A 12,158-nucleotide genomic window follows, 5' to 3' on the forward strand; every position below is an offset into this window, starting at 1 on the left:
CATGAGCCTGCCACTGCTGCATCACGGCATGTTATTAACCGGTGTGCCGTACAGTGAACCTGAATTACACCAGACTAAAACTGGTGGCACGCCCTACGGCCCGACACACGTTAGCGGCCATCAGGCTGACAACAAGCTCAGTGTAGAAGAACAACGCTTGGCCATTGCCTTTGGTAAGCGGCTTGCGACACTCAGCCAGCAACTTAAGCAACACAAGGATTGACGATGCAATCTGGTAGTACTGTTCCGTTATCCGCCCAAAGCCGCAAGTATCTGCAGCTTGGCCGGTTAGGTTTTTGGGGCCTGTGGTTATTACAGCCGCTGTGGATTATGTGGCTGGCGCCCCCTCAGCTGGGGAATGCCTATGTGTTACTCGCCCTGCTCTGGCTGCCATTGTGGTTACCGCTGTACGGCATCGTAAAAGGCCATGCTTATACTATGGCCTGGGCTAACTTTATTGTGATGATTTACTTTCTGCACAGTTTGACCAACCTGTGGGTAAGCAGCGGAATGCAGTGGGGGTTATCGCTGCTGGAGCTTATTCTGGCCAGCATAATGTTTATTGGCTGCACCTATTACGCCCGCTATCGCGGCCAGGAATTGGGCCTGAAAATCCCGAAACTAAAAGATGACCCGCGCCGTTAAGCCGTCACAAACAAACCAGCAGCCCTTTCACGACGCACAAGGGCTGCTGGTTTTTCATGCTAATGACAAAGGCTAATCTTTTTCTTCCAGCCATTCTACTTTTTCGATTTGTTCAAACCGGCTGCTTATTTTATGCGCAGAGGTATGGATTTGTTTAACATCTGCCGAGGCCTGGTCAATATGTTTAGCCAGATTGTCAAACCGCCCACGGAAGCGGGAAAAGTCTTCAGCCAGTTTCACCAGATGCTCCTGAATAAGATGTATTTGCCGGCGCGTTGCATCGTCTTTAAGCACACTTCGGGCTGTCGTCAGTACCGCCATTAATGTTGTAGGTGACGTTAGCCATACCCTGCGCCGGTAAGCCTCTTCTACAATATCGGCATGATAAGCATGCAGTTCAGCAAACACTGCTTCAGCCGGCAAAAACATAATGGCGCCATCTGCCGTCTCGTTAGCAATAATGTACTTGTCAGCAATATCGTTGATATGCTTTTTCACATCCTGCTTGAATTGGCGCTGCGCCAGCTTGCGCTCTTCTGCGCCAGCGGCAGGATCGGTCATTTTTTTATAGCTCTCCAGCGGAAACTTGGCATCGATAGCAATATCACCACTGGGTTTGGGTAAAAACAGCATACAGTCGGCTATGCGGCCATTACTCAGTGTATGCTGCAGTGAAAAATGTTGCTCCGGCAGAACATTGCGGATTAGCGCGGTAAGCTGCACCTCACCAAAGGCCCCGCGCGAACGTTTATCTGCCAGCACCTCCTGTAAACTGACAACATTGCCTGACAGCTCGGTGATTTTTTTCTGCGCATCATCAATCAGTGCCAGTCGCTTAACAATATCGGTAAATGTCTGATTGGTTTTTTCAAAACCATCGCTCAGCCGTTTTTCTACCTGCCCGGCAATATCTTTCAGGCGCTGATCAATACTGACTGTTAGCTGTTTCACCTGTTCTGCCAGCATTATCGCCTGTTGCTGCAGGTTTTTACTCAGCTCAAACCTGGCGGATTGCTGCGTATCAGTGATTTTCTGCAGTACTTGTAGCAGATGCTCCTGCTGCTGTTGCTGTAATTGCTGCCGCTGCTGGTGCAATTGCTCCAGCAGATGTTGCTGCTGTTTTGCCTGCTGCTGTGCTTGTTCGAGTTTAAATTGCGCCAACTGCAAACTCACATTGTTACGCTTTAACAGCACAACCAGCAGCAGCATAACGTTCAGCGTTAATAAGCCTGCAAACAGATAAAACCAGTATTCGGTCGACATAAAATTCCTGTAACGGTAAACCAGTAGCTTTCGCTCTTCGTACAACTAGGCACTATACAACGTTATTAACACGACAATGAAGCAACTGGCATTATTTCCGCTTAACAGTTTTATCTTACCCGAGGGACGCATGCGTCTGCGCGTGTTCGAGCCGCGCTATGTGCGTCTGGTCAGCGAGGCCAGTTCGGGTAAACGTGATTTTGCCATTGCGCAAATCAACCCTTACGTTAGTCAGACACATGCAGATAGGATATTAAGTCTGGCAACACGGGTAAAGATTGAAGATTTTGAACAGTTGGATGATGGCCTGCTTGGTATCACTATCAGTGGTATAGAGAAAGTCTTGATCGTTAAACGCTGGCAGGAGGCCGATAATTTGCAGGTCGCCGACGTGACGGCATTAGATAACTGGCCAGTGCTGGATATCGAACCGGAATACAAACCCCTTATCCACCAGCTGGAAAAATTACTGCAGCAGCACCCTGCATTGCAACAGCTGTACCCCAAACCAAACTACAATGATGCCAGTTGGCTGGCTTCGCGTTATCTGGAGCTGATACCGATGCAACCGGCGCTTAAACAGCAGCTGGCGCTGCAAAACAGTCCGTCACCCTGCCTGGACAGCCTGCAAGCCTGGCTGAGCTATAACACCTGATTTTTCAGCATACGCTGATAAGCCGCATCTTCGTCGTCAAGTATAATCGCTACTACCTGCCACTTCTCACCGCAGCGCTGCAAGGTGTAAGAAGTATGGCAGGTAAACAATACTTTGTTGCTGCTGTCATAGAAACGCCAATAAAGGCTGGCGAACTGCAACTGTTCAGATAACCTTAGTTGATGCTGCAAGACAAAATCTGCATTTTCCACTCCCAGCTCGCGGTACTTCTCCACGCGGCACAGCACATAGCCTCGCAGGCTTTCTGTGTCGGTCAGTAAGGTTTTGTTGTCCCCGGCAAGCAGCATACTGGGTAACGATATCAGCTGGCCAAAACTCTCCAGTTCGCTGTTGATATAAGCTTGAGCGTATTGCTGAAAAAAATCGGCTACTGCTTGCATTTAACTGATCCCCAGATACTTATGAACCTGCACACTTAAGCGAAAGTTATGTCGTTTACACATGGCTATGGCTAACTCTGTCGCCCTGCGCTGTTGACTGATGGGCTGCAGGTAAATCAGCTTAGCGGTTGTATCTGTTCGTTGCAATAACTGCAACAGTTCATCAACATGTTTTTCCATCGCGACCGGATGCTTAATCTCATTTGCCCGGTCCAGCGCACTTTGCAGCACTTTATAGCCACCGGCCATATTTACTTTTGGCGACACTGTCACCCACGTAGCGGCTGGCACCTTGATGTCAAAGGTACCACTGGTTTCAATCTGCGTACTGTAGCCATTTTCGTGCAATAAGTTACACAGCGGCTGAAGGTCATACATGCAAGGCTCACCACCGGTAATAACCACATGTTTGGCCTGATAGCCTTCGGCAGCAAATAATGCCAGTAATTCAGTGGGGGTTACCTCTGCCCAATGCTCGGTTTCCGCGGTTTTAATCACGATATCGCCAAGTGGCTGACGCAGAGTATCTTTTATCTCCCAGGTATGTTTGGTATCACACCAGCTGCAGCCGACCGGACACCCCTGCAAGCGGACAAAAATAGCCGCAGCACCGGTAAAGCTGCCCTCACCCTGTATGGTTTCAAAGACTTCGTTAACTTTATACACTCTGTGCTTTACCCTTTAGCCTGTGACCGATTTACTGTACAATGCGCGCCCCGCCGTAATCAGAGCGGCGATGTTGCTGAATTTGAGCTGTATTATACAAGAGAGGGCCTGCGATGCCGAACAAAGTTGTCGTGATTTATTCTGGTGGAATGGATTCGTTCACTGTATTACACAAAGCGATTCAGGCCGGACATGACGTGTATGCTTTGTCCTTTAACTATGGTCAGCGTCATGTAAAAGAATTGCAGTGCGCCGCCGAGGTATGTCGGGAACTGGGAATTAATCATAAAATTGTGGATATTTCAGCCATCAATCAGCTGCTGGCCGGGTCTTCGTTAACCGACAATATTGACATCCCGGAAGGCCACTACGCTGCAGACAACATGAAATCTACCGTTGTGCCTAACCGTAATATGATTTTACTGTCATTAGCGGTGGGCTATGCGGTATCGCTTGGTGCCAGTCAGGTTTATTATGGCGCCCACAGCGGTGATCATTTTATCTACCCGGATTGCCGGCCTGAATTTGTGCAGAAAATGCATGATGTCTGTCAGATCGCCAACTATGAGCCGGTAGATATTGTCAGCCCTTATCTGGCGCAAACTAAAATTGAAATCCTTGCTGATGGCTTAGAGATGGGGCTTGACTACAGTAAGACCTGGACCTGTTATAACGGCCGGGAAAAGGCCTGTGGCAAGTGTGGCTCCTGCCAGGAGCGCTTAGAAGCCTTTACACTGAATCATACGACAGACCCCCTGCCATACGAGTAAAGCTTAACCAAGTAAAAGCCCCGATTAATCGGGGCTTTTACTTTTCTGCTTTGGCTACGCTGCGCTGAACAGATTCTGGTGCAATTGCTTCACCACACCCGGTGCGTCAGCGTCCTGCACTAAAAAGCACAGGTTGTGCTTGGACGCGCCGTGGCAAATCAGCCGCATATTGATACGTTCAAGTGTGTTGAATAAATCACCGGTAATGCCTTTACTGCTGTGCAGATGATTACCAATTACAGCCACCAGGCTCAGCCCCTGCTCTACTGACACTTCACAAAAGCTGCGCAGTTCACTCAGTGCAGGCTCGACAGAGACATTGAACGCGCTGGTCATGCCGCCTTCATCTAAGGTGAGTGCCACACTGATTTCTGATGTGGTAACCAAATCGACCGAGATCTGATGCCGGCTTAAAATATCAAACACCCGGGTTAAAAAGCCGGCAGCATGCAACATGGCAGGGCTTTTAACCGTGATTAACGTCTGTGATTTTCGAAGTGCAATTGCACGGTACGGCGGGCGCTCTTTCACATCTTTGGCTATCCAGGTACCACCTGCCTCTGGTTCGCGGCTGGAGCCGACAAAGACACCGATATTACACCGCATTGCCGGTATTAACGTCGCCGGATGCAGTACCTTGGCACCGAAAGTGGCCATTTCTGCCGCTTCATCGAAACTGATTTCTTTAATACAACGCGCCTGCTCGGTTAAACGCGGGTCGGTGGTAAAAATGCCCACAACATCAGTCCAGATTTGCACGACAGAGGCACTGAGTGCTTCGCCAAATAACGCCGCGCTGTAATCAGAGCCGCCGCGACCCAGTGTGGTGGTCTGGCCGATTTCATCGGCACCGATAAAGCCTTGTGTTACCACGATATTGTCGGCCAGTAATGGCTGCAGGTGCACTGCACACAACTCGCTTATCTGGTTAATTTGCGGCTCGCCTTTACCAAAACGGCTGTCGGTACGCATCACGCGGCGGGCATCGAAGCACAATGCTGACGCACTGCGCTCGCGCAGCACCTGCGCAAATAGCACTGAGCTTAACCGCTCACCGAACGACTGTATTTCATCTTTATGGGCACCGCTGTACACCGCGCCGTTTTCGATCAGCTCGCGCAGGGCGGATAAAATCATTTCAATCTCAGGCGCAACCTGCTGCGGGTTATCAAGCCGGTTTAATACCGCCAACGTGATGCGTTCAATACCCTGATAGCAGGCGAAGCGCTCGGCTACATCTGCATGTTTGATAATGTCTACCAGTAAATTAGTAACACCAGAGCTGGCGCTGACAACCACTAAACGAATGGCCGGATCAGCCTGAATAATGTCAGCGCAACGCGACATAGCTTCGAAGTCTGCGACACTGGTGCCGCCGAATTTTGCAACGATAAGTTTGGACAAGGGTGCCTCTCCTTATAAAACATAATAAGCAGAGCATGGCATTTGCTAACAGCAAAACGAGAATGGAACAGACAACTTCTGTAATTTCTGTAAACTGTAGTTAACAAAGGCCAGAAGCTCTCCACCGAAATTCAGGTGACAGTCGTAAGGATTCAGCCCTAGCGACCGAAAAGTGATGCTCTATAACAACACTTTTCTCGGCGTTAGTCCCCCTCATTCAGGCTACGATGTATAGACATCTGTCCTGAGTTACCTGGCTAACGCACCTCTTCTGGTCTATCAGATATGATTGACGGGCAACACCTTAACCTGTTTTACTTCATCAGGCAATAGCCTTTTAGCCGTCTAAACAGAACTTTTTCAGATGTTAACCGTTATCATGTCTGCCAGCGCTTATATTTGCGCCGTTATGGTAGCGGTTTAATCTGAACAAATCCTTAGCATCAATGAAATAAATCAGTAGTTAAGGTTAATTTTTTTTAGCTGTGCCACAAAAGCATCCATATCGGCTTCATTGGCGGCCTCGCTGTGCCATTTATGGTGAAAGCCCAGTGTTAACTGTACCTTGCCGTTACTAAAGTAAACTTCATAACCATCAAAGCCAGAGTTAACAGTTATACCATCCAGTTCAAAACCGGCCCCCAGCTCATTGTTAACGGGCGTGCCGTGTTTCTCTACTTTGCCAAACACATTCAGTAAAAACTTCGCATCCAGTTCATTTTGCATGATGTTACTCCCGGGTTAGTTGTCGCCAGCATAGCACTGCTTTGCACCGGACACTGACAAAGGTTATAGTCCGGCGCAAATAAAAGGAGAAATATAAATGCACAAGCTTATGTACGGCTGCGCGTTGGCGCTTAGCCTGTGCGCTCAGGCACAAATTGTTAAAGACGCGCCTCTGGTGTCAATTGCCAGCCAGGATGCCTACTTTAACAACCTTTCAGCCCTTTGCGGCAAAGCTTTTGCCGGGAAGATCAGCGTCGACACCCCAGCAAGCGAGGGTTTTAACGGGCCTTTAATCATGCATGTGCGTAAGTGCACTGACAACCAGTTGCAGATCCCGTTTCATGTCGGTGATGATCATTCCCGCACCTGGATTATCACTAAAACCGGCTCTGGCCTTAGCTTAAAGCATGATCACCGGCAAAAAAATGGCGACTATGATAAATCGACGATGTATGGCGGCCACACCGTTGATGGTGGCTGGGCCAATGTACAAAGCTTTCCGGCTGATCAGTATTCCAAAGAGCTGTTTGCCCGCTTAGGTAACCCGCAGTCAAACAGTAATATCTGGCAAATGTATATTTACCCGCATACCTTCAGCTACCGCATGATCCGCGAAGGCCGTGAATTCAGGGTAGATTTTGATTTAACCAAACCGGTTACTTTGCCACCTGTCCCCTGGGGATATCAGGATTAACCGCCAATTGTGGGCGGTCAGCAAACTGGTCAGTACTTTTACGGTACGCTAAGATAAATGGCTTTTATATCAGGCTCGCCAACAGCGGGCTTTATAACGATAACAATATGGAGTAACTATGACTACCCTATCCAGGTTTACCCGACTTGCTACTATGCTGGCAGCAGCCGGTGTGCTAGCCGCGTGTTCAGAACCGGCAACCGAGGTTAGAACGGCAGCACCGGCAAAGGCTCAGGCCAACGACACTCAGCCAGCCTTAACGCTGACCGAAGTGAACCCACGCCTGGGAGAGTACATCAAAACATTGTCATCTGATGAGTTTCAGGGCCGCGCACCAGCAACAAAAGGCGAAGAGCTGACAGTGGCCTATCTGGAAGACAATTTCCGCCGTATTGGCCTTAAAGCCATCGACGGAGACAGCTATAAACAGCCGGTGTCTCTGGTACAAATTGACCCGAAAGAAGTGTCTGCCATGACACTGAGTGGTGAGAATGTGCCGGCCCAGTTTGCTTATCGTGACGAAATGACGGCCTGGACCAAGCAAGTGACTGAACAGGTAGAAGTGAAAGACAGCGATATGGTGTTTGTCGGCTATGGTATCGTCGCACCGGAATATGGCTGGAATGACTACGAAGGCCTGGATGTCAAAGGCAAAACCGTGGTGATGTTTGTTAATGACCCGGGCTTTGCTACGCAGGATCCTGAGTTGTTTAACGGCAATGCCATGACGTACTACGGCCGCTGGACTTATAAGTATGAGGAAGCCGCGCGCCAGGGTGCCGCTATGGCGCTGATTATTCACGAAACTGATGCCGCCAGCTATGGTTGGGGCGTAGTAGCGCACGGCTCACCGATTAAGTTTGATTTAATCAATGAGAACAAAAACGCAGATTTAGCTAAAGTGGAAGGCTGGATCACCACAGAGTCGGCAGAAAAGCTGTTTGCCAATATCGGCACAGACCTGGCCACCATGCATAAAAAAGCGCTGGAAAAAGACTTTGCCCCGGTACCTCTGAATACCAAAGCCTCAATCAGCGTGAAAAATAATCTGCGTGAGCTGACATCGAGCAATGTTGTCGGTTATATCGAAGGCAGTAAGTATCCGGACGAATACGTGCTGTACATGGCACACTGGGACCACCTGGGGATGGACTTCTCCAACCCGACTAACAAAGTCTTTAACGGCGCCCAGGATAATGCCTCCGGCACCGGTGGCTTGCTGGCGCTGGCGGAATACTTCACACAGCAGCCACAGCCTGAGCGCTCAGTGGTATTTGTTGCCGTGACCGCGGAAGAGCGTGGCTTGCTGGGCTCTGCCTGGTATGCAGCAAACCCGGTGTTCCCGCTGGAGAAAACCGTCGTTGGTATTAATATGGATGTGATGAACGTCTATGGCCCGATGAAAGATATGGTTATCGTTGGTCTTGGTAATAACAACGCAGAAGACATTCTGATCAAATACACCAAGCAACAAGGCCGTTATGCCGTGCGTGAACATAACCCTGAAGCCGGTATTGCCTATCGCTCAGACCATTTCAACCTGTCGAAAAAAGGCGTGCCTATTTTATATGCTAAAGGCGGTAACGATCATTTTGAGAAAGGTGCCGATTGGGGTAAAGCACAGCGTGCTGAGTTTAACAAATGCTGCTACCACAAAGTAAATGACGAATACGATGACAACTGGGATTTGCGTGGCGCCCAGCAGGATCTGTTTTTGTTTTATCAGGTAGGTAACGAGCTGGCAAACAGCCGTAGCTGGCCGAACTGGAATGAAGGCAATGAGTTTCGCGCCCTGCGCGATGCGTCTGCCGCACAGCGTAACTGATTTTTCCTACCGCACCTCAGACTAAGGGCAGCAACCGCTGCCCTTTTTTATACCGCGCTTTTTCCACTTACTGCCCGCATCACTGCAGCGCGAATGGCAGCGACTTAGCAAGCCTGATATATTCATAATCTATTCAGTGAGTTCGGCTTAATGTCAGCCTATCAACCGAAAGGACACTCTATGCGCTGGTGGCACAAAACGCTGCTTACAGGCTTAGCTTTATTACTGCTATTAACGGCAGGCGTCTACTGGTACCTGCAAAAGCAGCTGGCGGCGTTACCGGTGCAAAATCTGCAATTTGATATTGGTGCCCTGAGTCTGCATCAGCTGCGCTTTGGCAGTATCAGTTTTGAGCTTGAACAAGCGTCGGTGCACATTAATCTTGCGGATATATCGCTGGCCTGGGCTTTTACTGACGGCTTAAACCCGCAGTTGCAGGAGATCAGGCTTGGCTCTGCCAATGTCAGGCTGTCGCAATGGCCACAGCCGGAAAGCGGCGCAGCAACTGACGAAAAAGCGCCCTTTACCCTGCCGCAGAACTGGCAGCTTCCTGCTGCGTTGCCAGCCAGAATCGAGCTGCTGCAACTTGAGCTGTCACTGCCCTGTGGCGATACCTCCTGCCATTACCTGTTAAGTGGCCAAACAACGCTACAGCAGCAAAAACTGCGTTTTGCGCTGACCGGCTATGATGCGACAGCCCCCACTCAACAGCGCCTGACACTAAACGGCAGCTATGAAGCCATACAGAACTTGCCGCTATTGAACTTGCAGCTGATGCTCGATGACAGCCTGGCGCTGAGTTTACGCCAGAGTTTGTTACAGCAACACACGCTGATGGCACAGGGCGCTGTCGAGCTGAACCTGGCCCCTCCCTCACCCTGGCTGCTAGAGCAGGCAAAGGCCTGGAAACTGCAATTACCGCCGGATGCTGTGGCGCAATTTACTGCGCCGGTGCGTATTGTCAGTGAATGGTCATTTGCGCTGCCGGATAAAACAGACCTTGCCAGCGTAAGCCAGCAAATAACGGGCAACTGGCAGCTTAATGCCGATTTACCCTCCCCGCTGACAGTACCACAGCTGGGGTTGTTACAAGGCCAAGCTACGGCAGCCGTTGGCTTTAAAGACGGAGAACTTAGCCATTATCAGCTAAACAGTAAGCTGACATTGCAACAGCCGCAAATCCCCGCCCAACTTAGCGAATTAGGCATAGCGGCCGATACCCTTTATCTGGATGTATCAACCGATGACAGCCGCCAACCGCAACTGACGGCACTGCCACTAAAGCTGGATATCCGTACCAGCGGCGCCAGCCAGCTAGCATTCAGTACCGATGCAGTCGTCAATCTGACACCGCCAGTTAGCGCCGGTTTAAAAAACGGCCGGCTGACCTTGTCGCAACAGCAGTCAACCCCAACGGCTGATATCACCTTGCAACAGCTGCAACTGCAAAGCCAGTTTAATGCTTACTGGCTTGCAGATAGCTGGCAGCTGGACTTACAGAATAGCCAGGTAAGCGCAGCAAAGCTGCAGGCAACAGATTTTGCTGCCAGCGATATCAACATCGCGTTAGCAGCATCACGGTTAACCGGTGACAGTACTTTTTCAAAGCTGACAATTAACGCCGGCCTGCAGGCCAACGCCGGTGAGCTTAAACATCCGGCATTAAAAGCACAAAGCTGGCAGTGGCAAGGCAAACTTGAAGGCACGGTGCAAGGCAGCAACGCTGATAACCTGCGGCTTAAAGCCGAAGGTAAACTGACTAACAATGCCAGCCTCGGGCTTAGCCACCAGCTCGATTATCAGACCGGTGCCTTAACGCTTAACTGGCAGCTGGACGATGCCTTTTTACTGGCCGGCAACCCGTTTCAGGCCAGCTTTACTGACTGGCCAGCCCTGTTAGAGTTTAACCGCGGCCGTATAGCGGCAAACGGCAGCATTACGATGGCTGATGCCATCTCAGCACAGGCCGACATCATGCTGTCAGGTGTCAGCGGCATTTATGATCGTAGCCTGTTTAAAGATCTGAATTTACCCCTACAGCTTAAATATCAGGGCGATACCGTTTCGCTTAACACCAGTGGTGCTGTGCTGGCGGAAATCCAGCATGGTGTGGTGGCGGGCCCTCTTAAACTGACAGCCGGATATAGCGCACCGGCCAATACACTCAGTGCCGGTAAACTTGATATCACGCAGCTGCAATTAATGCTGATGGGCGGCCAGGTTACCGTTAAGCCCACTGTGCTGGATCTGGCGTTGCAGCAACAGCAGCTTACACTGCAAGTTGAGCGTATTGATCTGACGAAATTGCTACAGCAACACCCTACGACAGACTTAAGCGGTAACGGCCTTATCTCAGGCACTATTCCACTGTTGTTCAGCCGCAGTGGCGCCAGTGTAGAAGATGGTTATATCGCGGCCGAAAGCCCCGGTGGCCTGCTGCAGTACCGCCCGCCTGCAGCCCAAAACATGGCGGCAACCAACCCGGGAATGAAAGTAATGTTAAATGCGCTGGATGATTTTCATTACTCAGTACTGTCGAGCAATGTTAGCTACGATACTAACGGCAAGCTATTGCTGGCATTGAAGCTACATGGTAACAACCCGGCATTGGAAGCCGGACGGCCGATTAATCTGAATATTAATCTGGAGGAAGATATTCCGGCGCTCATCACCAGTTTGCAACTTAGCAGCCAAATCAGTGACAAAATAAAACAGCGGGTACAACAACGTCTTCAACAGCAAAGCGCCGGTAAGCGCTAACGGAGCACCACAATGATTAAGCAACTGAGCAGCACCATATTGCTCCTGCTGAGCCTGGCAGCCTGCACCCCCAAAGTGCAGGTTGCGATGCCAGCCGAGCCGATAAACATTAATCTGAACGTGAAAATTCAGCACGAAATATATATCAAAGTCGATAAGCAGCTCGATGAGCTATTCAGCGACGACAGTGGGTTATTTTAAGGAGCATAAAATGAAATCTTTAAGCATACTGAAAATGTTGCTGTTACCAGCTTTATTTGCTGTCAGCCTGCCGGTACTGGCAATGAACTTACAACAGGCGATGGCGGCACTGGGTCAGGCCAAAGCGCAGGGACTGGTTGGCGAGCAG

At 50.0% G+C, this 12,158-nt stretch carries 12 protein-coding genes, 1 pseudogene and 1 riboswitch; of the genes and pseudogenes, 8 read left to right on the plus strand and 5 right to left on the minus strand.

Going from position 1 to position 12,158, the window contains the following annotated elements; all coding sequences use genetic code 11:
* Together VIN66_RS03935 and VIN66_RS03940 are read left to right on the plus strand one after the other, a co-directional pair.
* Window positions 1–223, plus strand: a pseudogene (locus tag VIN66_RS03935) (transcriptional regulator); the annotation flags it as partial.
* Between the two features lie 2 nt (window positions 224–225).
* Entirely contained in the window at window positions 226–645 is a 420-nt protein-coding gene (locus tag VIN66_RS03940; RefSeq protein WP_331922778.1) for a DUF2069 domain-containing protein, read from the plus strand.
* Between the two features lie 72 nt (window positions 646–717).
* Here VIN66_RS03940 and VIN66_RS03945 read toward each other — a convergent pair whose 3' ends face one another.
* Window positions 718–1,908 carry a DNA recombination protein RmuC gene (locus tag VIN66_RS03945; RefSeq protein ID WP_331922779.1) on the minus strand — a complete coding sequence of 397 codons (1,191 nt, stop codon included), beginning with the start codon at window positions 1,906–1,908 and terminating at the stop codon, window positions 718–720.
* A gap of 76 nt (window positions 1,909–1,984) precedes the next feature.
* Between VIN66_RS03945 and VIN66_RS03950 the strand changes: the two genes are divergently transcribed.
* Window positions 1,985–2,563, plus strand: coding sequence for an LON peptidase substrate-binding domain-containing protein (locus tag VIN66_RS03950; RefSeq protein ID WP_331922780.1), 579 nt, complete (start codon window positions 1,985–1,987; stop codon window positions 2,561–2,563).
* Here VIN66_RS03950 and VIN66_RS03955 read toward each other — a convergent pair.
* Together VIN66_RS03955 and queE are read right to left on the minus strand one after the other, a co-directional pair.
* Window positions 2,551–2,964 (minus strand): hypothetical protein, encoded by a 414-nt coding sequence (locus tag VIN66_RS03955; RefSeq protein ID WP_331922781.1) that lies wholly within the window; start codon window positions 2,962–2,964, stop codon window positions 2,551–2,553. The two genes, VIN66_RS03950 and VIN66_RS03955, sit on opposite strands and share 13 nt — an antisense overlap.
* Window positions 2,965–3,630 carry a 7-carboxy-7-deazaguanine synthase QueE gene (gene queE / locus VIN66_RS03960; RefSeq protein ID WP_331922782.1) on the minus strand — a complete coding sequence of 222 codons (666 nt, stop codon included), beginning with the start codon at window positions 3,628–3,630 and terminating at the stop codon, window positions 2,965–2,967.
* A gap of 113 nt (window positions 3,631–3,743) precedes the next feature.
* On the opposite strand from queE, the gene queC reads away from it, so the two are divergent.
* Window positions 3,744–4,400, plus strand: coding sequence for a 7-cyano-7-deazaguanine synthase QueC (gene queC / locus VIN66_RS03965; RefSeq protein WP_331922783.1), 657 nt, complete (start codon window positions 3,744–3,746; stop codon window positions 4,398–4,400).
* A gap of 54 nt (window positions 4,401–4,454) precedes the next feature.
* Here the strand turns inward: queC and lysC are convergent, their stop codons facing one another.
* Together lysC and VIN66_RS03975 are read right to left on the minus strand one after the other, a co-directional pair.
* On the minus strand, window positions 4,455–5,804 hold the full coding sequence (lysC, locus tag VIN66_RS03970) for a lysine-sensitive aspartokinase 3 (protein ID WP_331922784.1): 1,350 nt from the start codon (window positions 5,802–5,804) through the stop codon (window positions 4,455–4,457).
* Window positions 5,805–5,910: 106 nt separating this feature from the next.
* Window positions 5,911–6,083, minus strand: a riboswitch (Lysine riboswitch).
* A 177-nt stretch (window positions 6,084–6,260) separates the two neighbouring features.
* Window positions 6,261–6,530, minus strand: a complete 270-nt coding sequence (locus tag VIN66_RS03975) for a DUF3081 family protein (RefSeq protein WP_331922785.1) — start codon at window positions 6,528–6,530, stop codon at window positions 6,261–6,263.
* 97 nt (window positions 6,531–6,627) lie between these two features.
* Between VIN66_RS03975 and VIN66_RS03980 the strand changes: the two genes are divergently transcribed.
* From VIN66_RS03980 to VIN66_RS03995, 4 genes are all read left to right on the plus strand, one after another.
* Entirely contained in the window at window positions 6,628–7,224 is a 597-nt protein-coding gene (locus VIN66_RS03980; protein ID WP_331922786.1) for a hypothetical protein, read from the plus strand.
* A gap of 118 nt (window positions 7,225–7,342) precedes the next feature.
* Window positions 7,343–9,049, plus strand: a complete 1,707-nt coding sequence (locus tag VIN66_RS03985; protein ID WP_331922787.1) for a M28 family metallopeptidase — start codon at window positions 7,343–7,345, stop codon at window positions 9,047–9,049.
* 180 nt (window positions 9,050–9,229) lie between these two features.
* Entirely contained in the window at window positions 9,230–11,809 is a 2,580-nt protein-coding gene (locus tag VIN66_RS03990; protein ID WP_331922788.1) for a YdbH domain-containing protein, read from the plus strand.
* Between the two features lie 12 nt (window positions 11,810–11,821).
* Window positions 11,822–12,010: a YnbE family lipoprotein gene (locus tag VIN66_RS03995; protein WP_206109578.1), complete on the plus strand. Its 189-nt coding sequence runs from the start codon at window positions 11,822–11,824 to the stop codon at window positions 12,008–12,010.
* Window positions 12,011–12,158: the final 148 nt, after the last annotated feature.

Source organism: Rheinheimera sp. (assembly GCF_036568245.1).
Taxonomy (GTDB): domain Bacteria; phylum Pseudomonadota; class Gammaproteobacteria; order Enterobacterales; family Alteromonadaceae; genus Alishewanella.